This window comes from Streptomyces sp. HUAS MG56 (assembly GCF_058673395.1).
On the sequence record NZ_CM178722.1, the window covers coordinates 8,978,905 to 9,001,836 of the forward strand.

19 protein-coding genes are annotated in these 22,932 nt (G+C 73.7%); 11 read left to right on the top strand and 8 right to left on the bottom strand.

Annotation, left to right across the window (positions count from 1 at the left end):
• Positions 1-8 precede the first annotated feature (8 nt).
• From AC4OXY_RS41485 to AC4OXY_RS41505, 5 genes are read left to right on the top strand one after another with little or no spacing between them, the layout of a single operon-like run.
• The gene (locus AC4OXY_RS41485; RefSeq protein WP_362819369.1) at positions 9-1,349 is read left to right on the top strand and encodes an L-fuconate dehydratase; all 1,341 of its coding nucleotides are present in this window, start codon (positions 9-11) and stop codon (positions 1,347-1,349) included.
• Positions 1,346-2,101 carry an SDR family NAD(P)-dependent oxidoreductase gene (locus tag AC4OXY_RS41490; RefSeq protein ID WP_491992297.1) on the top strand — a complete coding sequence of 252 codons (756 nt, stop codon included), beginning with the start codon at positions 1,346-1,348 and terminating at the stop codon, positions 2,099-2,101. The genes AC4OXY_RS41485 and AC4OXY_RS41490 overlap by 4 nt, the downstream gene beginning before the upstream one ends.
• Positions 2,098-3,069, top strand: coding sequence for an aldo/keto reductase (locus AC4OXY_RS41495; protein ID WP_491992298.1), 972 nt, complete (start codon positions 2,098-2,100; stop codon positions 3,067-3,069). Before AC4OXY_RS41490 ends, AC4OXY_RS41495 begins: the two co-directional genes overlap by 4 nt.
• Positions 3,066-3,413, top strand: a complete 348-nt coding sequence (locus AC4OXY_RS41500; RefSeq protein ID WP_402063571.1) for an L-rhamnose mutarotase — start codon at positions 3,066-3,068, stop codon at positions 3,411-3,413. The genes AC4OXY_RS41495 and AC4OXY_RS41500 overlap by 4 nt, the downstream gene beginning before the upstream one ends.
• Positions 3,410-4,243 (top strand): amidohydrolase family protein, encoded by an 834-nt coding sequence (locus AC4OXY_RS41505; RefSeq protein WP_491992299.1) that lies wholly within the window; start codon positions 3,410-3,412, stop codon positions 4,241-4,243. Before AC4OXY_RS41500 ends, AC4OXY_RS41505 begins: the two co-directional genes overlap by 4 nt.
• On the opposite strand, the gene AC4OXY_RS41510 is transcribed toward AC4OXY_RS41505, so the two are convergent.
• On the bottom strand, positions 4,231-5,652 hold the full coding sequence (locus AC4OXY_RS41510) for a lipase maturation factor family protein (protein WP_356033927.1): 1,422 nt from the start codon (positions 5,650-5,652) through the stop codon (positions 4,231-4,233). The two genes, AC4OXY_RS41505 and AC4OXY_RS41510, sit on opposite strands and share 13 nt — an antisense overlap.
• Positions 5,653-5,778: 126 nt before the next feature.
• Here AC4OXY_RS41510 and AC4OXY_RS41515 point away from each other — a divergent pair, with 126 nt between their 5' ends.
• The 3 genes from AC4OXY_RS41515 to AC4OXY_RS41525 all read left to right on the top strand — a co-directional run bounded on the left by AC4OXY_RS41515 (position 5,779) and on the right by AC4OXY_RS41525 (position 10,059).
• Positions 5,779-6,993 carry a DUF6777 domain-containing protein gene (locus AC4OXY_RS41515; RefSeq protein WP_491992300.1) on the top strand — a complete coding sequence of 405 codons (1,215 nt, stop codon included), beginning with the start codon at positions 5,779-5,781 and terminating at the stop codon, positions 6,991-6,993.
• Between the two features lie 83 nt (positions 6,994-7,076).
• Positions 7,077-9,164, top strand: coding sequence for a SpoIIE family protein phosphatase (locus tag AC4OXY_RS41520; protein ID WP_491992301.1), 2,088 nt, complete (start codon positions 7,077-7,079; stop codon positions 9,162-9,164).
• Positions 9,165-9,195: 31 nt separating this feature from the next.
• Positions 9,196-10,059, top strand: a complete 864-nt coding sequence (locus tag AC4OXY_RS41525) for an Fpg/Nei family DNA glycosylase (RefSeq protein WP_491992302.1) — start codon at positions 9,196-9,198, stop codon at positions 10,057-10,059.
• A gap of 30 nt (positions 10,060-10,089) precedes the next feature.
• Here AC4OXY_RS41525 and AC4OXY_RS41530 read toward each other — a convergent pair whose 3' ends face one another.
• The 3 genes from AC4OXY_RS41530 to AC4OXY_RS41540 all read right to left on the bottom strand — a co-directional run bounded on the left by AC4OXY_RS41530 (position 10,090) and on the right by AC4OXY_RS41540 (position 12,136).
• Positions 10,090-10,749 (bottom strand): zf-HC2 domain-containing protein, encoded by a 660-nt coding sequence (locus AC4OXY_RS41530; RefSeq protein ID WP_491992303.1) that lies wholly within the window; start codon positions 10,747-10,749, stop codon positions 10,090-10,092.
• A 151-nt stretch (positions 10,750-10,900) separates the two neighbouring features.
• Positions 10,901-11,416, bottom strand: a complete 516-nt coding sequence (locus tag AC4OXY_RS41535; protein WP_356033940.1) for a hypothetical protein — start codon at positions 11,414-11,416, stop codon at positions 10,901-10,903.
• Between the two features lie 150 nt (positions 11,417-11,566).
• Positions 11,567-12,136: a sigma-70 family RNA polymerase sigma factor gene (locus AC4OXY_RS41540; RefSeq protein ID WP_356033943.1), complete on the bottom strand. Its 570-nt coding sequence runs from the start codon at positions 12,134-12,136 to the stop codon at positions 11,567-11,569.
• Positions 12,137-12,350: 214 nt separating this feature from the next.
• On the opposite strand from AC4OXY_RS41540, the gene AC4OXY_RS41545 reads away from it, so the two are divergent.
• Positions 12,351-13,508: a CapA family protein gene (locus tag AC4OXY_RS41545; protein WP_356033946.1), complete on the top strand. Its 1,158-nt coding sequence runs from the start codon at positions 12,351-12,353 to the stop codon at positions 13,506-13,508.
• On the opposite strand, the gene AC4OXY_RS41550 is transcribed toward AC4OXY_RS41545, so the two are convergent.
• Both AC4OXY_RS41550 and AC4OXY_RS41555 read right to left on the bottom strand, forming a co-directional pair.
• The gene (locus AC4OXY_RS41550) at positions 13,509-14,945 is read right to left on the bottom strand and encodes an amino acid permease (protein ID WP_356033949.1); all 1,437 of its coding nucleotides are present in this window, start codon (positions 14,943-14,945) and stop codon (positions 13,509-13,511) included.
• Positions 14,946-15,535: 590 nt separating this feature from the next.
• The gene (locus AC4OXY_RS41555; protein WP_356033952.1) at positions 15,536-16,018 is read right to left on the bottom strand and encodes a universal stress protein; all 483 of its coding nucleotides are present in this window, start codon (positions 16,016-16,018) and stop codon (positions 15,536-15,538) included.
• Positions 16,019-16,109: 91 nt separating this feature from the next.
• On the opposite strand from AC4OXY_RS41555, the gene lysX reads away from it, so the two are divergent.
• A complete protein-coding gene (gene lysX, locus AC4OXY_RS41560) occupies positions 16,110-19,388 on the top strand; it encodes a bifunctional lysylphosphatidylglycerol synthetase/lysine--tRNA ligase LysX (RefSeq protein ID WP_356033955.1) in 3,279 nt (1,092 codons plus the stop codon).
• Here the strand turns inward: lysX and AC4OXY_RS41565 are convergent.
• On the bottom strand, positions 19,324-20,760 hold the full coding sequence (locus AC4OXY_RS41565; protein ID WP_491992304.1) for an MFS transporter: 1,437 nt from the start codon (positions 20,758-20,760) through the stop codon (positions 19,324-19,326). The two genes, lysX and AC4OXY_RS41565, sit on opposite strands and share 65 nt — an antisense overlap.
• Positions 20,761-21,012: 252 nt before the next feature.
• On the opposite strand from AC4OXY_RS41565, the gene AC4OXY_RS41570 reads away from it, so the two are divergent.
• Positions 21,013-21,843: a polysaccharide deacetylase family protein gene (locus tag AC4OXY_RS41570; protein ID WP_356033960.1), complete on the top strand. Its 831-nt coding sequence runs from the start codon at positions 21,013-21,015 to the stop codon at positions 21,841-21,843.
• Positions 21,844-21,893: 50 nt separating this feature from the next.
• Here AC4OXY_RS41570 and AC4OXY_RS41575 read toward each other — a convergent pair whose 3' ends face one another.
• The gene (locus AC4OXY_RS41575; RefSeq protein ID WP_362819382.1) at positions 21,894-22,571 is read right to left on the bottom strand and encodes a class F sortase; all 678 of its coding nucleotides are present in this window, start codon (positions 22,569-22,571) and stop codon (positions 21,894-21,896) included.
• Positions 22,572-22,932 lie beyond the last annotated feature (361 nt).

Consider the following 22,932-nt stretch of genomic DNA (forward strand, 5'->3'; position numbering starts at 1 on the left):
GGACTTCAGTGTCCCAGGCCCCCGCCCGCGTCACCGCGGTCGACACCCACGACATCCGCTTCCCCACCTCGCGCGAGCTGGACGGCTCCGACGCGATGAACCCGGACCCCGACTACTCGGCGGCCTACGTCGTGCTGCGCACCGACGCCGCCGACGGGATCGAGGGACACGGATTCGTCTTCACCATCGGGCGGGGCAACGACGTCCAGGTCGCCGCGATCGACGCGCTGCGCGACCATGTGCTCGGCCGGGACGTGGCCGAGCTGTGCGCCGACCCGGGCTCGCTCTTCCGGGACCTGATCGGCGACAGCCAGCTGCGCTGGCTCGGCCCCGAGAAGGGCGTGATGCACATGGCGGTCGGGGCCGTCGTCAACGCCGTCTGGGACCTCGCCGCCCGCCGGGCCGGCAAACCGCTGTGGCAACTGCTCGCCGACGCCGAGCCCGAATGGCTGGTCGCCCAGATCGACTTCCGCTACCTCACCGACGCCCTCACCCCCGACGAGGCCCTCGACCTGCTCAGAAGGGGGAGAGAAGGCGCCGCGGAGCGCCGGGCGAGGCTGCTGGAGCGCGGCTTTCCCGCCTACACCACCTCCCCGGGCTGGCTCGGCTACGACGACGACAAGCTCGGCCGGCTCGCCGCGCAGGCCGTCGCCGACGGCTTCACCCAGATCAAGCTGAAGGTCGGCGCCGACCTCGACGACGACATCCGGCGCTGCCGGGTCGCCCGCGCCGCGATCGGACCCGACATCCGGCTCGCCGTCGACGCCAACCAGCGCTGGAACGTGGACGAGGCGATCCGCTGGACCCGGGCCCTCGCCGAGTTCCGCCCGTACTGGATCGAGGAGCCCACCAGCCCGGACGACGTCCTCGGCCACGCCGCGATCCGCCGCGCCGTGGCGCCGGTGAAGGTCGCCACCGGCGAACACGTCCACAACCGGATCATGTTCAAGCAGCTGCTCCAGGCCGGCGCCCTCGACATCGTCCAGATCGACGCGGCGCGCGTCGCCGGCGTCAACGAGAACCTCGCGATCCTGCTGCTCGCCGCCAGGTTCGGCGTGCCCGTCTGCCCGCACGCGGGCGGCGTCGGACTGTGCGAACTCGTCCAGCACCTCTCGATGTTCGACTACCTGGCCGTCTCGGGCACCACCGACGACCGGGTCGTCGAGTACGTCGACCACCTGCACGAGCACTTCGTCACCCCGGTCGTCATCCGCGACGGCCACTACACGGCGCCCACCGGGCCCGGCTTCTCGGCCGCCCTGCGCCCGGAGTCCGTCGCACGCTACACGTACCCCGGCGGCACCTACTGGGCCGCCGACCCCGACACCCAGAAGGGACAGGCCGCATGAGCGACTTCGCGGGTCTGAAGGCCCTGGTCACGGGCGGCGCCTCCGGCATCGGCCGGGCCACCGCCGACCTCCTCGCCGCCCGCGGCGCCCAGGTCGCCGTCCTCGACCGGGACCTCACCGGCGTCGACAAGCCGCTCCTGGCGTACCGCGCCGACGTCACCGACGACACCTCGGTGCGCACCGCGGTGGAGCGCGCCGCCGAGGACCTCGGCGGGCTGGACGTCCTGGTCAACAACGCCGGCATCGGCGCCCAGGGCACGGTCGAGGACAACGACGACACCGAGTGGCACCGCGTCTTCGACGTCAACGTCCTCGGCATGGTGCGCACCGCCCGCGCCGCCCTGCCGCATCTGCGCGGCTCCTCCCACGCCGCGATCGTCAACACCTGCTCCATCGCGGCCACCGCCGGACTCCCGCAACGCGCCCTGTACAGCGCCACCAAGGGCGCCGTGTACTCCCTGACCCTCGCCATGGCCGCCGACCACGTCCGCGAGGGCATCCGCGTCAACTGCGTCAACCCCGGTACGGTGGACACCCCATGGGTCGGAAGGCTGCTGGACGCCGCCCCCGACCCGGCCGCCGAGCGCGCCGCCCTGGCGGCCCGCCAGCCCACCGGCCGCCTCGTCTCCACTGCCGAAGTCGCGGGCGCCATCGCCTACTTGGCCGGCCCCCTGTCCGGCGCCACCACCGGCACCGCGCTCGCCGTCGACGGCGGCATGCAGGGCCTGCGGCTGCGCCCGGCGGGACAGTGAACACGCTGGGCCGCAGCGGCGTCGCGGTCACCCCGCTCGGCCTCGGTGCCGCGCCGCTCGGCAACCTCTTCACCCCGCTGGACGACGAGCAGGCGGAACAGGCCGTGACGGCCGCCTGGCAGCGGGGCATCCGGTACTTCGACACGGCCCCGCACTACGGCCTCGGCCTGTCCGAACGCCGCCTCGGCGCGGCCCTGCGGGCGTACGACCGTACCCACTACACCCTCTCCACCAAGGCCGGCCGGCTCCTCGAACCCTCCGACGCCACCGGCGACGACCTCGCGAGCGGCTTCGCCGTCCCCGCGACCCACCGCCGCGTGTGGGACTTCAGCGCCGACGGCGTCCGCCGCTCCCTGGAGGCGAGCCTGACCCGCCTCGGCCTGGACCGCGTCGACGTCGTCTATCTGCACGACCCCGACGACCACGCCGAACAGGCCTTCCGCGAGGGCTACCCGGCCCTGGAGAAGCTGCGCGCCGAGGGCATGGTGGGCGCGATCGGCGCGGGCATGAACCAGACGGAGATGCTCACCCGGTTCGTCCGCGACACCGACGTGGACGTGGTCCTGTGCGCGGGCCGGTACACCCTGCTCGACCAGAGCGCCGGCACCGGACTCCTCCCGCTGGCCGCCGAGCGCGGGGTGTCGGTCGTCCTCGGCGGCGTCTTCAACTCGGGCCTGCTGGCCGACCCGAGGCCGACAGCCACGTACGACTACACCCAGGTGCCCGGCGAGCTGCTGGCGCGCGCCCGGCGCCTGAAGGCGGTCGCCGAGCGGCACGGCACCACCCTGCGGGCAGCCGCGCTCGCCTTCTCCGGCGCCCACCCGGCCGTCGCCTCCATCCTGGTCGGCGCCCGCTCGGCGGCCGAAGTGCACGACTGCGCCGACCAGTTCGCCGCCGACGTGCCCGCCGCGCTCTGGGCGGAGCTGCGGGAGTCCGGCACGCTGCCCCGAGAGGAGGGCCCGTCATGAGAGTCGCCCTGCACACCAAGGTCCGCGGTGACCGGATCGCCGACTACGAGGCCGCCCACCGCGAGGTCCCGAAGGAGCTCACCGCCGCCATCCGCGCCGCCGGTGCCACCTCGTGGACGATCTGGCGGTGGGGGTCCCCCCGCGCGAGCGAAGCCGAGCGTGGGGGAGGGACCGACCTGTTCCATCTGCTGGAATGCGAGGACTGCGCCCGGCTGCTCGCCGAACTGGAGCAGCTGCCCGTCAACGTGGCCTGGCAGGCCCGCATGGCCGAACTGCTCGACGTCGCGCACGACTCCCGGGGCGGCGCCGACGCCGGGCTGCCCGTCGTCCGGGAGCTGCCGTGACCGTCGACGCCCACCACCACGTCTGGGACCTCTCGGTGCGGGACCAGGACTGGATCCCCGAACACAGCACGCTGCGGCGGGACTTCGCCCTCACCGACCTCGAACCCGAGGCGAGCGCCGCCGGAGTCACCCGCACCGTCCTCGTCCAGACGGTCACCGTGCCCGAGGAGACCCCCGAGCTCCTGGCCCTGGCCGACCGCCACGACCTGATCTCCGGGGTCGTCGGCTGGACCGACCTGACCCGCCCGGACATCGCCGACGAACTGGCCCGGCTGCGGCGGCTCCCGGGCGGCGCCCACCTGAAGGGCATCCGTCACCAGGTGCAGGGCGAACCCGACCCGCGGTGGCTGCTGCGCGCGGACGTACGCCGGGGCCTGGCCGCGCTCGCGGACGCCGGTCTCGTCCATGACCTCGTCGTCCTGCCCCACCAGCTCCCGGCCTGCGTCGAGGCCGCCCGGTCGGCTCCCGGACTCACCTTCGTCCTCGACCACGTGGGCAAGCCGCCCATCGCCTCCGGCGCCCTCGAACCCTGGGCCACGCACCTGCGCGCCCTCGCGGCCCTGCCCAACACCTTCTGCAAACTCTCCGGCCTGGTCACCGAGGCCGACCCCGCCACCTGGACCGTGGCAGACCTGCGCCCGTACGCCGAGACCGCCCTGGCGGCCTTCGGGCCGGAGCGCGTGATGTACGGCTCGGACTGGCCGGTGTGCACACAGTCGGCGACCTACGCCCAAGTACTGGAATCGGCAAGGGAATTGACCGCAGGGCTCGGTGTGTGGGAGCGCACGGCCGTGTTCGAGGGCACGGCCCGGCGCGTCTACGGCCTCTGAGCCGGTTCGGCCAGCCGGACGGGCGGCAGGTACTCGCGCACATACGTCCGCTCCCAGCACGCGCCCGTCTCCCGCAGCTCCCGCCACGTGGTGTAGCGGTAGCGGAAGAGACGGGCCCGGACGAAGCGGGGCGGGGTGTCCGGCGGGAACGGGGAGCGGCGCAGCAGCCGCAGGGTGTCGCGGTCGTTCTCCAGCAGCCGCTCCACCAGAGCGCCGAACCAGTCGCCCGCGTAGGCGGGGGACAGCGCCGCGAACCACATCAGCCAGTCCAGCCGCAGATGGTAGGGCGCGAACTGGCGCGGCCAGTGCCGCACGTCCCCGGGCTTGCCCCGGAACTCGTACTCCCGCCAGTCCGCGTCCTCGCTCAGTGCGTCGTCCAGCGTGCCCTCGACGACCACCTCGTAACGGATCCGGCTGACGCTGCCGAACGCGCCGTAGGTGTTCACCAGGTGCAGCGGGTCGAAGGAGCGGTTCATGACCTGGCGGCGCGAGATCATGTTCGTCACCGGGTGGTAGCTCAGGAAGAGCAGCAGCGCGGCGAGCGCGAGCACCACGATCTCGTACCAGAGCGGAGCCGGGGGCGCGGACGGCGGAGAGCCGGGGAGCCGGAGCGCCGACAGGGCCAGCACGATGGTGATCCAGTTCAGCCAGGAGAAGTTGCCGGACAGCACCAGCCACAGCTGGGTGACGATCATCAGCGCGGCGGCGGCCGAGGCGACCGGCTGCGGGGTGAACAGCAGCACCGGGACGACCAGTTGGGTGACGTGGTTCGCGGCGACCTCGGCCCGGTGCAGGGGCTTCGGCAGGTGGTGGAAGAACCAGCTCAGCGGGCCCGGCATCGGCTGGGTCTCGTGGTGGTAGTAGAGGCAGGTCAGCTTCCGCCAGCAGGCGTCGCCCCGCATCTTGATCAGCCCGGCGCCGAACTCCACCCGGAACAGGATCCAGCGCAGCAGGAACAGCACCACGACCGGCGGCGCCACCGCGTCGTTGCCGAGGAACGCGGCCAGGAACCCCGTCTCCAGCAGCAGCGACTCCCAGCCGAACGCGTACCAGGTCTGGCCCACGTTGACGATCGACAGATACAGCGCCCAGGGCACCAGCCACAGCAGGATCCCGGCCCAGAGCGGCAGCAGGGAGTCCGCCCCGGCCAGCAGGGCCGCGGACACGGCGCAGCCCGTCCAGGCGCAGCCCGCGAAGAAGCGGTCCGAGTAGTGCAGTTGGAACAAGCCGGGCGCCTGCCGGAACGGCGCCCGCGCCACGAAGCGGGGGATCGGCAGCATGCCCCGCTCGCCCAGCAGGGCGCGGAACTGCCGGGCCGCCGTCAGGAAGGCGACGAGGTACAGCCCGGCCAGAGCCCGCTGGAGGACCAGCCGGCTCATCCCGTAGTCGGGAGCGGTGAACCAGTTCACGGCTGCGCGCCCTTCGTCGCGGCCACACCGCGGGCCGTCTCCATCATGACCGCCCCCGAGTTGCCAGCCAAACGGGTGCAAGGCAGACAATAGAGGGAAGTCACCCACAGTGATGCGGAGTGTACGGTGCGGATACCCGCCGGATCCATCGTCACGGCCCTGGCGCTCTCGGCCATGCTCGTCATGGCGGGCTGCGTCCGCCCGGGCGACAAGGTGGCCCAGGTGGGCGTGGAGGTCTACCTCCAGCCCGCCGCCGCCCAGGGTCCCGACCCCTTCACCGCCTCCACGGTCACCGAACCGATCCCCCCGGCCCGGCCGGGGACCACCGGCCCGGCCACGTCTCCCGGCGCGGGCAGCGGCCGTCCGAGCGCGTCCGCGGGTGCGGGCGGTGCCGACCCGGGGGTGAGCGCCGTTCCCGCCCCACCCGCACGCGCACCCGCCGTCGTCGTCCCTGCCGTGCCCGCCGCGCCGACCGTCCCCGGTGCGAGCGTCACCGGACCGGCCGCAGCCGCGATCCCCCAGCCGGTGCTGCCCGCCGTGCTCGCCGTCCTGCCCCTGCGGGCGGTGCGCTCGCTGTCCGGCGCGACCCCCGGCCTCTACGGCGGCACCGCGCGCGTCTCCGGCTGCGACATCGAACGGCAGATCGCCTATCTCAGGGCCGACCGGGACCGCGCCGGGGCCTTCGCCCGCGCGCAGGGGATCTCCGCGGCGGCCCTCCCCGGCTATCTGCGGGGCCTCGCCCCGGTCCTGCTGCGCGCCGACACCCGGGTCACCGGGCACGGCTACCGCGACGGGCAGGCCGCCGCCTACCAGGCCGTGCTCCAGGCCGGCACCGCCGTCCTCGTCGACGACCGGGGCATGCCCCGGCTGCGCTGCGCCTGCGGCAACCCGCTGGGGCCGCCCGCCCCGGGCCACGGCGGCATCGGCGCCCGCGGCCTCGCCTGGCCCGACTACCGGCCGGACCAGGTCGTCGCCGTGACCCCGGCCCCTCGCGCGGTCACCAGCATCACGATCGTCGACGTCCTGACACGCACCTGGATCGCACGCCGGATCGGCCGCGACGTCACCCACGACCGGATCGTCCCCGCCCCCGCCTCCTCGGCCACCGCGCTGCCCCCGGCCGACCCCGACCACGACGGCACCGCTCCGACGGTCGGCGCGCCGTCGTACAGCCTGCTGCCCGGTTCCCCGTCGAGCACCGGGGCGCCCACCCGCCCGGCCACCGCGGCCCCCGGGCTGGTCAGCCCGCAGCCCTCGCCGTCCCTCGGCCTCACCCTGGACACACCCGACGACCCCGACCCGCGGCACGACGACGGCCCGCCCGGCGGCCCCGGCGCGTGAGCGGCGGCACGCTCCGCCCGAACAGGCCCCGAAAGCTCTCCGATCAGGTCGAGGAATCCGGTAAATGCTGGCAAGGTGTCCCCATGGCTGATCGGGGAGCGCGTGCCCTGTCACTCCCGGAGGACTGGCCCGCCCACCCGGACCCGATTCTGGCGCTCAACCGCATGGGGACGTTCGACTGGGACCTGGACACGGGCCTGTTCCACATGGACGCCCAGGCCCACGAGGTGTTCGACCTGCTGCCCGAGGAGTACGACGGGCGCCCCGAGTCGCTCGCCGTCCGGGTGCCGCCGCCGGAGGCCGCCCGGCTGGACGCGGTGGTCGCCCGGGCCATCAAGGACGGCAGCGAGAACTACGGCGCCTACTTCCGCATCCGCCGCCGCGACGGCACCACGCGCTGGACCCGCACCCAGGGCTACATCCGCCGCGACGCCACCGGCCGCCCGCGCCGGGTCGTCGGCATCGTCCGCGACGCCACCGAGGAACTCGCCGACAGCTCCGCCCGCAGCCTGCGCGCCGCCCAGGACGAGGCGTTCCGCCAGCAGGCCGGCGTCGTCCAGGCCGTCTCCGCCGCCCTCGCCCACGCCCGCACCGTCCGGGACGTCATCGACGTCCTCAAGGACACCCACGGCATCCGCCGGCTCGGCGCGGCCAGCCTCGTGATGGGGCTGGTGGAGGCGGGCCGGATACGGCTCGTCGCCGAGGCTCCCGTCGGCAGCTTCGTCCCGGCCGACAAGGTGAACCGCATCGACGAGCCGTACCCGATGAGCGAGGTCGTGCGCACGCTGCAGCCGCGGTTCATCGAGTCCCCCGAGGAGTTCGCCGAGGGCTACCCGATCCTCTGGCCGCACCTCACCGACCTGCACATCACCTCGGCCGCCTATCTGCCGCTGATCGCCCAGGCCCGCCCCATCGGCGCGATGGGTCTGCTCTACGACGACCGGCGCGGCTTCTCCGCCGAGGAACGCGCCGTCCTGGTCGCCCTCGGCAGCAGCATCGCGCAGAGCCTCCAGCGGGCCATGCTCTACGAGCAGGAGAAGGACCTCGCCCAGGGCCTCCAGCAGGCCATGCTGCCGCGCACCATCCCCAGCGTGCGCGGCGCCGACATCGCCGTGCGCTACCGTGCCGCCACCGCCGGGGGCGCCCTCGGCCGGGACGTCGGCGGCGACTGGTACGACCTGATCCCGCTGCCCGGAGGACGGGTCGGCGCGGTCATCGGCGATGTCCAGGGGCACGACACGCACGCGGCGGCCGTCATGGGCCAGCTGCGCATCGTGCTGCGCGCCTACGCCGCCGAGGGACACACCCCGGCCACCGTGATGGCCCGCGCCTCGGTCTTCCTGCACGAACTCGACACCGACCGCTTCGCCACCTGCCTGTACGCCGAGGCCGACCTCGCCACCGGCGTCGTCCAGGTCGTCCGCGCCGGGCACATCGACCCGCTGATCCGGGACGGCGACGGCAGCTGCCGCCGGGTCCCGGTCCAGGGCGGGCTGCCGCTCGGCCTGTCCGCCGAGTTCGGCCGGCTGGAGTATTCCGTCACCACCCTCGAACTCGGCCCCGGGCACACCCTGCTGCTGTGCACCGACGGCCTCGTCGAGCGGCCCGGCGCCGACCTCGACGACGGCATGCGCGGCCTCGTCCGACTCGTCGGCGAGGGCCCGGACGACGTGCGGGACCTCGCCGACCGGCTGATCCGGCTGGCCGAGGAGCGCGGCGGCGACGACGACGTGGCGCTGCTCCTGCTGCGCCGCCGCGTCCCGGAGGCACCGAGGGCCGGCGGGCGGCTCCAGCAGCACGTGGCCCCCGGCTGCCCGGAGGCGCTGGCCCAGGCCCGGCACATGATCCGCGCCGCGGTGCGCGCCTGGGGCGTCCGGGACCGGTCCGACGAGATCGAGCTGGCCGCCGACGAGCTGATCACCAACGCCCTGCTGCACACCGAGGGCTCCGCGATCGTCACCCTGCGGGCGCTGGACGACGGCGACCACCGGCTGCGCATCGAGGTCGAGGACTCCTCCAGCGCCCTGCCACGGCGCCGCGACGCGGGCGAGGACGGCGTCTGCGGCCGCGGGCTGCTCCTCGTGGACCGGCTCGCCGACAGCTGGGGCGTGGAGGCACGCGGCAGCGGCAAGGCGGTGTGGTGCGAGTTCCGGATGCCCGCGCACATGTGATCCCACGGGCCCCGGATGGCACCCTGGACGTATGCCGGAACTGCCCGAAGTGGAAGCGCTCAGGGACTTCCTGACCGAGCACCTGGTCGGCCACGAGGTCGTGCGGGTGCTGCCCGTCGCCGTCAGCGTCCTGAAGACGTACGACCCACCGGTCGGCGCGTTCGAGGGCAGCCGGATCACCGCCGTGCACCGGCACGGGAAGTTCCTCGACCTCGCGGGGAGCTCCGGCCTGCACCTCGTCACCCATCTGGCCCGCGCGGGCTGGCTCCAGTGGCGGGACCGGCTCCCCGACGGTCCGCCCAAGCCGGGCAAGGGCCCGCTCGCGCTGCGCGTCGCGCTGGAGACCGGCGAGGGCTTCGACCTCACCGAGGCCGGCACCCAAAAGCGCCTCGCGGTGTACGTCGTGCGCGACCCGCACGAGGTCGGGGGCATCGCCCGGCTCGGCCCCGACCCGCTCGCCGACGGCTTCGACGAGGCGCGCTTCGCCGCCCTGCTCACGGGCGAACGGCGGCAGCTGAAGGGCGCCCTGCGCGACCAGTCCCTGATCGCGGGCGTCGGCAACGCCTACAGCGACGAGATCCTGCACGCCGCGAAGATGTCCCCGTTCAAGCTCGCCTCCTCCCTCACCCCGGAGGAGACCCGCCACCTCTACGGGGCCCTGCGCACCACGCTCACCGAGGCGGTCGAGCGGTCCCGGGGCCTTGCCGCCGGGCGCCTGAAGGCCGAGAAGAAGAGCGGGCTGCGCGTCCACGGCCGTACCGGCGAGCCCTGCCCGGTGTGCGGGGACACCGTCCGCGAGGTCTCCTTCAGCGACTCCTCGCTCCAGTACTGCCCGACCTGCCAGACGGGCGGCAAGCCGCTGGCGGACCGCAGGCTGTCCCGGTTGCTGAAGTGAGTCCCGTGCCGCCCCGGCCCTCAAGGCGCCTCAGTCCTGCGGCGCCTTGAGGCTCACCAGGGACTGGCCGTCGGTGGTGCGGACGTCGTAGCGGGCGATCTGGTCCGGGTGCAGCGGGGAGGACCCGAGCGCGGTGAAGGTGCCGGCGGCCGGCCCGGACTGGGTCCAGGTGCCGGCGACCTGTTCGGAGCCGTCCCGGCCGACGATCACGAACCGGCAGGTGTGCGGGCCGGTGCGGTCCTTGACCTTCAGCAGCAGCCGGCTGCCGGAGTCCTCGTCGTCGGCCGTGACCTCGGCCCACACCCCGGTCTTCGGATCGGTCGCCGCGGTGGCACGGGCGGCCGGCTCGTCATGGGCGGTGAAGGCCATGAGCCCGGAGCCGGCCGTGGCCAGCACCACGGAGGCGGCCAGGCCGTACAGGAAGCGGCGGCGGCGTACCCGCTGCCGGCGCGCGACCTCGCCGAGCAGCCGCTCCAGCAGCCGGGGTCCGGGCTGCGTCATGGGGTGCACAAAGCGCGGCGTGGCCCGGCGGTACAGCATCAACTGCCGTGCGGCAGGGCCGAATTCGGTCACCTGTGCCGCGCACTGAGGGCACTCCATGAGGTGGTCCTCGAAGCGGAAGGCGTCCGCCTCGTTCAGCACGCCGAGCGCGTACGCGCCGACGTCGCGATGCCTTTCCTGGGACCTCATGCCGAATCCTCGTGCCGATGGGTGCGGGTGGGGTTACTCCGTGCTCCCACCCGTACGCAGCCGACAGCCGAATCACTCAAGCCACCCGCAGAATCCCGGAGAGGAGATTCGGAGCGGCCCGGTCCCCGGATTGGTCCGGTTTCCAAAAAAGTCAGAACAGGTGGATCGCCAGGTGCCCGAGCGGCAGCCCGAGCCGCCAGGCCGCGGTCCACACCTTCGGCCCGTCGTCCTCGCCGAGCGCCCCCGGGCCGCCCGGCACCGCGTCCAGGTCCGGTGCGAGCAGCTCGGTCTCCTCCAGCCAGCGCCAGGCCTGAGCCGCGAGGGCGAGGTCGGGCGAGCGGGTGCCGGTCCCCTCGGCCCGGGCGGTCAGCTCGGCCATGCGCGTGCGCACCCACTCCTGCCACTGCTGGTCGTACGCCGTCAGCGACAGCCAGGTCTCCAGCTGGGAGATCACGCGGATGCCGGACAGCTCCCCGTCGGTGTCGGAGAGGAAGACGGTCAGCGCCAGCGCGTCCCGGCCGGCCCGGAACTCGAAGGACGTCGGCGGCATGAGGTCGCCGGTGCGCAGCAGCTCGTCGGCGATGTACTCGGCATACAACCAGGCCATGGGAACGGCCAGTTCACCGCCGTCGGTGCCGTCCGTGCTCTCGTGCCCTCTGTGCAGCATCCCTTCCTGCCCTTCCTTCGGTGCGTGCGCGTGGCCCGGCCCCGTCGGGGCGGAGCCCCGGCCCGCCCGGAAACGCGGATGAGGACAGCCCATTGCCCCGATGGGGGGCTCAGCAAGGCGCTTTGCCGAGGTTTGACCCGGCCTCCGGTTTCAGTGCAGGTCGGCCGCGTAACCCGGCAGGACCCGGCGCAGCGCGCGCAGCGCGTAGAACGCGCGGGATTTCACGGTACCGGGTGGTACGCCCAGGGTCTGCGCCGCTTCCGCCACACTGGCCCCGAGGAAATACACCAGTACGAGGACGTCACGGTGCTCCGGCGTGAGTGTCTTCACAGCTTCGCGCACATCGAGCATCTGCGCGGCCCGTTCGGCATGATCGGCGGTCACCCGGGCGGTCTCGGGGACCTCGCCGCCGTCCTCGGGCGGTCGTGCCTGCCGGGCCCGCCGGGCGTCGATCGCGAGCCGCCGGGCGACGGTCAGCAGCCAGGGCCGTACCGAGTCGAAGTCGTCGGCGTGCAGGGCCTCCGGATGCTGCCAGGCGCGCACCAGGGTCTCCTGGACGAGGTCCTCGGCGCGCTGCCGGTCCCCGTCGCAGAGCCGGAGCAGCAGGGCGAACAGGGGTCCGCCGTGCTCGCGCTGGAGCGCGGCCAGTTCGTGTTCGGCGGTCGTCGTCCCACGGGCCGGTGCGGCCGGCCGGTGGGTGAGCGGGGATGCGGCCGTCATGGCCGTATGCCAGCGCGGCGCGCGGCCGGGGGACAGGGGGCGGGCAGGGCCGTGCGACGGGCGGTCGATCGCGTCGGCGAACGGTCGGACGGGCGGCCTGCGCGGGGAACCGGATGGGCTAAGCAGGGCCCTGGTCCGTTTATCCGCGGAGCCGACTCCGTACCCATAGGAAGGTGATGGATAGTCAGTAAATACGATTTTATGGGGTGAGCTGATGTTCGGACGCAGACACCTGGTGGCCCTGGCCCTCACCGCCGCCCTCACGGCCGCGGCCGCCGGCGCGAACCACCTACGGCAGGAGTCCGGGCACCCCGCCCCGGCCGGCTCCGCCCGTTCCCTCGGCCGCGGCTTCACGCTCGTCGCCTCCGGGGACATCCTGCCGCACACCTCCGTCATCGACCAGGCGGCCTACTACGCCGCCGGGCGCGGCTACTACTTCGGGCCCATGCTCACCGAGACCGAACCCGCCCTCTCCCGCGCGGACCTGGCGCTGTGTCACATGGACACCGCCTTCGGTGCCGACGGCCACTACTCCGGCTACCCCGTCTTCGCGTCGCCGCCGCAGCTCGCCCGGGGCCTCGCCGCGGCCGGCTACGCCGGCTGCTCCACCGCCTCCAGTCACGCCCTGGACGACGGCCCCGCCGGCGTCCGGCGCACCCTGGACGCCATGGACGCGGCCGGGCTGAAACACGTCGGCACCGCCCGCAGCGCGGCCGAGGCCCGTGCGGTCACGCTTCTGAGGGCCGGCCCGGCCAGGGTCGCGCACCTGTCGTACACCGTCGGCACCGAAGGCCGCCCGCGGCCGGCCGGCGAGCCCTGGGCGGTCAACGTGATCGACGAGCGGCGGATGATCGCCGACGCCCGCGCCGCCCGGCGGGCCGGCGCCGACGTCGTCGTGGTCTCCGTGCACTGGGGCACCGAGTGGCAGCGTGAGCCGAGCGTGCAGCAGCGCGCCCTCGCCCGGCGGCTCACCGCCTCCGCCACCGCCGGACGCCCGGACATCGACCTGATCCTCGGCACCCACCCCCATGACCCGCAGGCCTACGAGAAGGTCAACGGCACCTGGGTGATCTACGGCATGGGCGAACAGATCGCCGGCGAGCTGGCCGACCGCGGGGGGATCCGGAGCCCGCGCGGCAACGCGTCCACCCTCGGCCGCTTCACCTTCGCCCCGCCCGCCCGGCCCGGCGGTCGCTGGCGGGTCACCAGGGCCGAGTTCGTCCCGCAGTGGTACGACCTCGACTCCGGGCGCGTGCTCGACGTGAACCGGGCCATCGCCCACGGCGCCCGGCTGGAGGCGGTGCGCGACCGCATCCGGGACGTGGTGCTCAGCCGCGGCGCCGGCGAGGACGGACTGACCATGGGGGAGTGATCAGCGCGTCGTTCCCCCGGCGGACGGCTGCCCGGCCAGCGCCGAGCGCCGGTAGGAGTAGCCGAAGTAGATGACGCACCCGATCACGAACCACACCGCGAACCGCACCCAGGTCTCCCACTGCAGATACGTGATCAGCCAGATCGAGAAGACCACGCCCAGCGCGGGCACCACCGGCATCCCCGGGGTGCGGAAGGTGCGCGGCAGCTCCGGCTGCCGGTAGCGCAGCACGATCACGGCCGTGCACACGACGACGAACGCCAGCAGGATGCCGATGTTGGTCAGCTCGGCGGCCGAGCCGATCGGCACGAACCCGGCGATGGCCGCCGAGCCCGCCCCGACGATCCAGGTCACCCGGGTCGGCACATGCCGGGTCGGGTGGGTCTTGGCGAACCACTTCGGCAGCAGCCCGTCGCGGGACATGGAGAACCACACCCGGGTCACGCCCAGCATGAACGTGAACATCACGGTGAGGATGCCGATGATGGCGCCCACCGCGATCACGTCCGCCAGCCGGTCCAGACCCACCGACTTGAACGCGGTCGCGAAGCCGCTCTCCTTGTTGATGTGCCGGTAGTTCTGCATGCCGGTCAGCACCAGGCAGGCCGCCACGTACAGCACCATCGAGATCGCCAGCGAGTAGAGGATCGCCTTCGGCATGTGCCGCTGCGCGTCCTTCGACTCCTCGGCCGCCGTCGACATGGCGTCGTAGCCGAACACGGCGAAGAACACCGTGGCCGCGCCGGTGAAGGCGCCGCCGATGCCGTACGGGAAGAACGGGTGGTAGTTCGCGGTGTCGATGTGGAAGAAGCCCACCGCGATCACCAGCAGCACCACCAGCACCTTCAGCCCGACGACGAGGGTCTCGAAGCGGGCCGCGCTGCGGATGCCCAGGTTCAGCAGCCAGGCGATCAGCAGGCACAGGATCGCGGCGAACAGGTCGACCCGGTGCCCGTCCCCGGTGCCGGGCGCGCCCAGCATCCAGTGCGGCAGATGCGCGCCCGTCTCCCCGACCAGGAAGCTGAAGTAGCCCGAGATGCCGATCGCGACGACCGCCACGATCGCGGTGTACTCCAGCAGCAGGTCCCAGCCGATGAACCAGCCCGCGAACTCGCCGAGCACCGCGTAGCCGTAGGTGTACGCCGAGCCCGCCTTCGGGATCAGCCCGGCGAACTCGGCGTACGACAGCGCCGCGCACGCGCTCGCCACACCGGCGATCAGGAACGACACCAGCACCGCGGGGCCGGCCGTGCCGTTGGCCACCGTGCCGGCCAGGGTGAAGATGCCGGCGCCGATGATGCCGCCCACGCCGATCGCGGTGAGCTGCCACAGGCCGAGCGACCGGTCCAGCCGTGGTCCCTCCCGGACCTCCGTGTCCTCGATGTGCTCGATGGGTTTGCGGCGGAGAATTCCTTCACCCGCGCGGAGCCTGTCCATGAGCCTCACCTCTTCGCCGATGGCAAACGGCTGACGGCGGATCATGATGGCTCAGCCGCGACCCGTACGGAAGACGCCACGCACGACTGCGTCGGGCAGGGGGCGGGTGCCCCGGAGACCGCCACCCGCCCTTCCCACCACGACAGCGACCCCTCGCCGCGCCGCCCCCCGCCGAGCCACCGCCTCCCGGCCGCCCCACCGTCGCCGTACCCCGCGCCGTCGGCCCGCTCGGGCTCACCGGCGTCCGTGTGTGGGGGGCCGGGGCAGTGGCTGGTCCGATCGTCTCCCGGCCGTGCCGCCGCGGATGCCGTCGGATGCCGTTCGCCGTCGGCGTGCCCCGCGCTCTCGGCCCGCTCGGGCTCACCGGCGTCCGTGTGTGGGGACGGTGGCAGCGGCTCGGCTGATCGGCCGTGCCGGTGTGTTCGCGCCCGTTCTCGGCGCCGCTCCGCCAGGCCGTGCGGCTCGCATCCGCGCGCCACTCGGCCTGGTGCCGGCGAGGCCCTTGCCGAACCGGCCCCGACACCGTCCCGCAGGGGCCGCCGGCGGTACGCACCGGTCCGGGCACAGGGCCCCGTGGCGTTCGGTTCGGTCTACGGGACGACCGTCACCGGCCAGCGGCCGGCCTTCACCAGGCGGACCGCCACCGAGCCGATGATCCGGTGCCCGGCCTGTTCCGAGGCGCCGACGACCACCGCGTCCGCCTTCAGTTCGTCGGCCGCCTTCACCAGGCCGGTGTAGGGGTCGCCGCGGAAGGTGTGGAACTCCCAGCGCACCTCGAATATCCCCTTGACCCGCTCCGCCGCCTCCCGGATCTGCGCCACCAGGTCCTCGGCGATCTCGTCGGTCGTCTCCGCCACCGGCGCCCCCAGCGCCGCCCCTGCCGCGAGCACCGGCTGCACGTACACCACGGCCAGCAGCGCGTGCTGACGCCGGGCGAGCCCGCCCGCGTACGACGCGGCGCGCATCGAGGAGTCGGAGCCGTCCACACCGACCACGATGACCTTCGGCCCGTCCGTGCCACGCTCGAACTGGTGCGCGTGCGAATGCGAGTGCTGCCCCTGCTGTTCCGTCACGGTCCGAGGCTATCGGAACCCGTCCCTCCCGCTCGGACACGGGCGGTCTCTCGACGGGCGATCCGCCCGGGCTCTTCCTACAGTCGGAACCATGACCGCGAGCGCGCAGCCCGCCGCACAGAGGGACCCCACGGCGCCGGTACGCCCGCCCGCAGGCGGGCGCCTCGGCTGGGTGCCCGAGGCCTTCGCGACCCTCTTCGGCGCCGTCGGCCTGCTGTGCGCCCTGCTGGCGCTCATCGAGCCCCTGCGGCGCCTGTTCCGCCCGGTCGCGGAGGCCCTTGAGGTGCTCCTGGTGCCCATCAGCGCCAACCTCGCCTACGCCGTCTTCCTCTTCCTGCTGGCCGGTGCCACCGCCGCCCGCAAGAAGGTGGCCTGGTGGCTGATCGTCGTGTACCTCGGCCTTCTCGTCCTCACCGACGCGCTCGCCGTGGGCGTCGGCATGTACACCGACGCGCTGCTGTCCCTGGTGGTGTCCGCCCTGCTGCTGGTCCTGCTCGTCGTGGCCCGCGCGGAGTTCTACGCCGCCTCCCGCCGCGCCGCCGTACGCCGGGCCCTCGGCGTGCTGGTGGCGGGCCTCGTCGTGGCGACCCTGCTGGGCTGGGGCCTGGTCCTGCTGTTCCCGGGCACGCTCCCGGCGAGCGAGCATCTGGCCTGGGCGGCCGACAGGGTGTGCGGCGGACTGGTCTCCGAGGGCACCTTCACCGGCCGCCCGCCCCGCCAGGTCAGCTTCGTGCTCGGCCTGTTCGGCGCCCTCGCCCTGCTCAACGCCGCCGCCACGCTCTTCCGCTCCCAGCGCCTGGAGGCCGCCCTGCACGACGACGAGGAGGCCCGCATCCGCGCCCTCCTCGCGCTCTACGGCGAGCGCGACTCCCTCGGCTACTTCGCCACCCGCCGGGACAAGGCCGTCGTCTTCTCGCCCAGCGGCAAGGCCGCCGTCACCTACCGCGTCGAGGCCGGGGTGTGCCTGGCCAGCGGCGACCCCGTCGGCGACATGGAGGCCTGGCCGCACGCCATCGCCGCCTGGCTCGACCTCGCCCGCCGCTACGCCTGGGCGCCCGCCGTGATGGGCGCCTCGGAGGACGGAGCCCGCGCCTACGCCCGCGCCGGGCTCGGCGCCCTCCAGCTCGGCGACGAGGCGATCGTGCACATCGCCTCCTTCGACCTGGACGGCCGCGACATGCGGGTCACCCGGCAGGCCGCGCACCGGGTCGCCCGCACCGGCGCGACCTGCCGCATCCGCCGCCACTCCAGCCTCGGCGAACGGGAGATGGAGGAGATCGTCGACAAGGCCGACGCCTGGCGCGACACCGAGACCGAACGCGGCTTCTCGATGGCCCTGGACCGGCTCGGCGACCCCGCCGACGGCGACTGCCTGCTCGTGGAGGCCCTCTGCGAGGACGGCCGGCTCCTCGCCCTGCTCTCCTTCGTGCCCTGGGGACGCGACGGCATCTCCCTGGACCTGATGCGCCGCGACCGCGCCGCCCCCAACGGGGTCATGGAGTTCATGGTCGCCGAGCTGTGTGCCGCCGCCCCCAAGCTGGGCGTGCGCCGGATCTCGCTGAACTTCGCCGTCTTCCGCTCCGTCTTCGAGGAGGGCGCCCGCATCGGCGCCGGACCCGTCCTGCGGCTCTGGCGCCGCCTGCTGCTGTTCTTCTCCCGCTGGTGGCAGCTGGAGGCCCTCTACCGCTCCAACGCCAAGTACCACCCCGAGTGGTACCCGCGCTTCATCTGCTACGGCGACACCGCCGCCCTCGCCCGCATCGGCCTCGCCTCCGGCATCGCCGAAGGGTTCGTCTCCGTACCGTCGCTGCGCAAACTCTGGGGAAAGGGGCACCCGAGGGCCGGGCAGCGGCCCGCCACCACCGCGGGGCTGCCGCCCCTGACGGTGCTCGGCCTCGAAGAAGGGGACCGCGCCGGTGCCCTGGCGGGCGGCCCGGGCCTGCCCGACCAGGTCCGCGTCCGCCGCCGCACCCTCGACCGGCTGCGCGCCGCCGGCACCGATCCCTACCCGGTCGGCGTCCCCGCCCCCACCCACGCCCTCGCCGACGTTCCCGAGGGCCAGGACGTCACCGTCGCCGGCCGGGTCATGCTGGTACGCGACTTCGGCGGCATCGTCTTCGCGGTGCTGCGCGACTGGTCCGGCGACCACCAGATCGCCCTCAGCCGCAGCGAGGCAGGGCCCGAGCTGGACCGCTTCACCGCCGACGCCGACATCGGCGACCACGTCACGGTCACCGGCCGGGCCGGCCGCAGCGACAAGGGCGAGCCCACCGTCTTCGTCACCTCCTGGCAGCTCACCGGCAAGTGCCTGCGCCCGCTGCCCGACAAACGCCGCGGCCTCGCCGACCCCGAGGCCAAGGTCCGCCGCCGCTATCTCGACCTCGCCACCAGCCCCGCCGCGCGCACGGTGATCCGGGTGCGCTCCGCCGTCGTACAGGCGCTGCGCCAGGGCCTGCTGGACCGCGGCTACGTCGAGGTCGAGACCCCGATGCTCCAGCAGATCCACGGCGGCGCCAACGCCCGCCCCTTCACCACCCACATCAACGCCTACGACCTCGACCTCTACCTGCGCATCGCCCCCGAGCTGTATCTGAAACGGCTGTGCGTCGGAGGCCTGGAGAAGGTCTTCGAACTGGGCCGCACCTTCCGCAACGAGGGCGTCTCCTACAAGCACAACCCCGAGTTCACGATGCTGGAGGCCTACCAGGCGCACGCCGACTACACCGTGATGCTCGACCTCACCCGCGAACTGATCCAGGGCGCGGCGAGCGCCGCCCTCGGCTCCCCGGTGGCCCGCAAGGACGGCCGGGAGTACGACATCTCCGGCGCCTGGCCGGTCAAGACCGTGTACGGGGCGGTCTCCGAGGCGCTGGGCGAGGAGATCGGTCCCGGCACCGAACTGCTGCGGCTGCACCGGCTGTGCGACCGCGCCGGGGTGCCGTACACCGCCGACGACACCCCGGCCGACGTCGTGCTGGAGATGTACGAGCGGCTCGTCGAGGAACGCACCCGGCTGCCCACCTTCTACAAGGACTTCCCGACCGACGTCTCCCCGCTGACCCGCCCGCACCGCACCGATCCGCGGCTCGCCGAGCGCTGGGACCTCGTCGCCTTCGGCACCGAACTCGGCACCGCCTACTCGGAGTTGACCGACCCCGTCGAGCAGCGCCGACGGCTCACCGAGCAGTCGCTGCGGGCCGCCGGCGGCGATCCGGAGGCGATGGAGCTGGACGAGGACTTCCTGGAGGCCCTGGAGTACGCGATGCCCCCGACCGGCGGCCTCGGCCTCGGCGTCGACCGGCTCGTCATGTTCCTGACGGGGCTGACGATCCGGGAGACCCTGCCGTTCCCGCTGGTGCGCCGCCGCTGAGGCCCGGCTCCGGGTCCGTCGTGCGGGCGGTGCGCAGGGGCAGGGCCAGCAGCGCGACCAGCGCGGCGGCCAGACACAGCGCCGTACCGAGGCCGAAGCAGTGCCGGACCTCGGTCGCGAGGGCGGCCCGGTACTCCGCCGGACCGTGCGGCCCGGTGGCCGGCGTGTGCTGCAGGGTGACCGTCATGACGCCGGCGAACAGGGACGTGCCGAGACCGGCGCCGAGCTGCCGGGAGGAGTTCAGCGCCCGGGGGAGCGCGCCGCTGCCCGACCGCGCGAAACCGGCCGGCAGGGCGAGCACACCGCAGCCGAAGGCGACCAGCAGCAGCGGCAGTTGCACCGCGCCGAAGCCGTAGCCCGCGCCCGGCAGGCTCAGCAGCACGAACCCGACGGCCGCCACCGCACAGGCCCCGGCCACCGTCCCCGCCAGACCGACACGGGCGGCCAGGCGCGGCAGGACCGCGCTGCCCGCGACCACCCCGGCCACGGCGGGCAGCAGCGCCCAGCCGACCCGCATCGGGGAGAGCCCGCCGAGCAGTTGGAGGACGAACGTGAGCAGGAGCACGACCCCGGCCAGGCTCGCCGCCAGCAGCGCCACCACGGTGTAGGCACCGAACGCGGCCCGCTCCCGGGACAGCAGGGCCGGCACCCGCTCGCCGCGCCACGCGAGGCCCAGCACGGAGGGCAGCACCGCGGCGCCCACGGCGATGAGGACGACCGTCGTGACGGACACGCTGCGACCGCCGAGCCAGTCCGCGAACCAGGCCAGGAAGCCCAGCGGCACGACGGCCAGCGCGGCACCGGCCAACCGGGCCCGGGCGGCGGGCGCGGGCGCCGTCTCGGCCAGCGCCACCGGGGTCAGCACCAGGAGCGCCAGCCCGGCCGCGGCCTGGACCCAGAAGACCGTGTTCTCCGTGTCGACGGTGTCCAGCAGCACGGTGCACGGCAGCAGTACGGCCGGGGTGGCGCAGGCGACGACCGCGAAGTGCACGTTCAGCGCCCGGTCCCGGTCCCGGCCCTCGGGATGCGTGGCGTCGATCAGCGCGAGCGCGCCCGCCGTGATGACCGCCGCCGCGACACCCTGCACCGCCCGCGAGGCGAGCAGCACCGAGGCGTCGGACGACAGCGCGGGCGCCGCCGCGGCGAGGCTCGACAGCGCGAACCCGCCCATCAGCACCCGCCGGTGCCCGAACGCCCGGCCGAGCGCCCCCGCGAGCACCGGCAGCGCGGCGAAGCACACGCTGTACGCGGACAGCAGCCAGGTCAGCCCGGAGAACGACAGCTCCCGGTCGTGCTGGATCAGCGGCAGCCCCACCGCGAAGACGGTTGTGTCGAAGACGACCAGGATCTGCGCGACGGCCAGCAGTACCACGGCCAGTGTGCCGCGTGCTCCCCGGTCCGGCGCCCCGTTCGTTCCCCCGGCACTTCCCGCGGTCGTTCCCCCGTGCGCGGCCAACTCGGCTCGCCCCCCTGTGTGTCATGGCAGTTGCTGTGGACTGATTGCTTATCAGACGCTTACGCGCGGGGCCACAGCGGCTCCCGTGCTCGGCCGACCGGGTGCTTTCCCGCCGCCGCACCAGTGTCGTTGTGGTGCGCCGGAGTCCGGCGGGGCGACTGATGACTCATGCAGAAGGATCAGTTGCTCACGCGGCGCCGGATGCTCCTCGCCGGGGCCGCCGCGCTGGGGGCCGCGGGTGCCGCCGGGGCCGTCGTCGCGGGCGGCGACGAGGAGACCGCCCCGCCGGCCGCCGCCCCCGGTCCGCAGGCCCGTCAGGTGCCCAAGTCCTCGGCCTTCCGGCTCCAGCCGCTCACCGGCTACGGCCCGCCGCGCGCCTCACCCCGCAGGCTGAAGGTCCGCACCGAGCCCGTGCTCCGGATCTCCGGGCGCGGCCGGCACATGATGCTGACCTTCGACGACGGCCCCAACCCGGACTACACCCCGCACATCCTGGACACCCTCGCCAAGTACGACGTGCGGGCCATGTTCTTCCTGTGCGGCGAGTGCGTCGTCGAGAACAGGGAACTGGTGGCCCGGATGGCCGAGGAGGGCCATGTCGTCGGCAACCACACCTGGACCCATCCGCTGCTGACCGCCCTCAGCCGCAGGGAGATCCACGACGAGATGGCGAGCACCAGCGACGCCATCGAGGACACCTACGGCGAACGCCCCCAGTGGTTCCGGGCCCCCTACGGCGCCTGGAACCGGGCCGCCTTCCAGCTCGGCGCCGCGATGGGCATGGAGCCGATGGCCTGGACCGTGGACACCACGGACTGGACGATGCCGGGCACCTCCACCATCGTCGACCGGGTGGAGCGCGGCGCCGCCCCCGGGGTCGTGGTGCTCTCCCACGACGCCGGGGGCGACCGGTCGCAGACCGTCCGCGCCATCCGTGAATGGCTGCCCCATCTCCTCGACTCCGGATATCACCTGACCGTGCCGGCCAGACGCGTGTGAGGGGTGCGCGGCCCGTCCCCGGGGATGCGCCGGCCCGGCCGTGGTGGATGTCAGTCCACCGCGACCAGGCGGGCGAAGACGACGAGATTCCCGTCGTAGCCGTGCCGCTTCGAGAAGCCGCCGCCGCAGGTGATCAGGCGCAGTTCCGCGGTGCCCTTCGAGCCGTACACCCGGTCACCGGGGAAATGGGCCTTCGGGAACACCTCGATGCCGTAGACCTCGAACACCGCGGTCTTCCCGTCCTTGCGCAGGACGTCGATCCGGTTTCCCTTCCTGAGGGTTCCGAGTCCGTAGAACACCGCGGGACCGCGCCGGTTGTCGACGTGCCCGACGATGACGGCCGTGCCCTTCTCGCCGGGGGAGGCGGCACCGGTGAACCAGCCCGCGAGGCCGGCGTCGTCGGGCGGGGGCGCGCCGATCCAGCCGGCGGCGTCCAGGCCGACCGGCATCACCGGCGCGTCGACCCGGATCGCGGGGATCCGCACGCGGTCCGCCCCGGAGAACGGGAGCGGCGCCGCATGCGCGGCCCGGACGCCCGTGCCGGTGCTGGTGCGGGTGTCCGGGGCGGCCGCCGAAGCGGGCTGCGGCGGGCCGGCGTCGAAGTCTCCGGAACCATTGCGGACGAGTGCCAGCCCGGTCAGCAGAACAAGCGCCAGCACGCCCCACGGGGCGTGGCGACGCCGCCGCTGCTCTTCTTCGGCAAGCTCGGACCAACCGGACGCAGACATTCGCCTTCCCTTCTCGCCGCGGTCGCCGCCGCGTGCGTCGCGTATGGGAAAACGCTAAATCCCGCGCGGGCCGAGGACGACGGGGCGATCGGCGAACGGGTGGCCCGCGGGGCCTTCGGTGCGCCATCCGAGTTGCCGTTTCCGGGACTTTTCTGACGGTCCGTGACCTGCGGGAATATCTGATTGTGTGCTTTTGGTCCGGCGTGTTGTCTCACCAGGACGGACTATTCTCGGCATGCGGGCGTGTTCCGGGGGTCCGAAGGCCGCTTCCGGGCGGTGGAAGCCGATGTGACGCCCGCGGTCCTGCGCATGCGCGAAGGCCGGTGCGGCAGCGGGTGTCGCTGCTCGTACCGGCCTTGCG

Coding starts and splice junctions, on each gene's coding strand:
- AC4OXY_RS41490 (WP_491992297.1), top strand. CDS start 1,346: ATGAGCGACTTCGCGGGTCTGAAGGCCCTGGTCACGGGCGGCGCCTCC.
- AC4OXY_RS41500 (WP_402063571.1), top strand. CDS start 3,066: ATGAGAGTCGCCCTGCACACCAAGGTCCGCGGTGACCGGATCGCCGAC.
- AC4OXY_RS41520 (WP_491992301.1), top strand. CDS start 7,077: ATGGCTGATCGGGGAGCGCGTGCCCTGTCACTCCCGGAGGACTGGCCC.
- AC4OXY_RS41525 (WP_491992302.1), top strand. CDS start 9,196: ATGCCGGAACTGCCCGAAGTGGAAGCGCTCAGGGACTTCCTGACCGAG.
- AC4OXY_RS41530 (WP_491992303.1), bottom strand. CDS start 10,749: ATGAGGTCCCAGGAAAGGCATCGCGACGTCGGCGCGTACGCGCTCGGC.
- AC4OXY_RS41535 (WP_356033940.1), bottom strand. CDS start 11,416: ATGCTGCACAGAGGGCACGAGAGCACGGACGGCACCGACGGCGGTGAA.
- AC4OXY_RS41540 (WP_356033943.1), bottom strand. CDS start 12,136: ATGACGGCCGCATCCCCGCTCACCCACCGGCCGGCCGCACCGGCCCGT.
- AC4OXY_RS41545 (WP_356033946.1), top strand. CDS start 12,351: ATGTTCGGACGCAGACACCTGGTGGCCCTGGCCCTCACCGCCGCCCTC.
- AC4OXY_RS41550 (WP_356033949.1), bottom strand. CDS start 14,945: ATGGACAGGCTCCGCGCGGGTGAAGGAATTCTCCGCCGCAAACCCATC.
- lysX (WP_356033955.1), top strand. CDS start 16,110: ATGACCGCGAGCGCGCAGCCCGCCGCACAGAGGGACCCCACGGCGCCG.
- AC4OXY_RS41570 (WP_356033960.1), top strand. CDS start 21,013: ATGCAGAAGGATCAGTTGCTCACGCGGCGCCGGATGCTCCTCGCCGGG.
- AC4OXY_RS41575 (WP_362819382.1), bottom strand. CDS start 22,571: ATGTCTGCGTCCGGTTGGTCCGAGCTTGCCGAAGAAGAGCAGCGGCGG.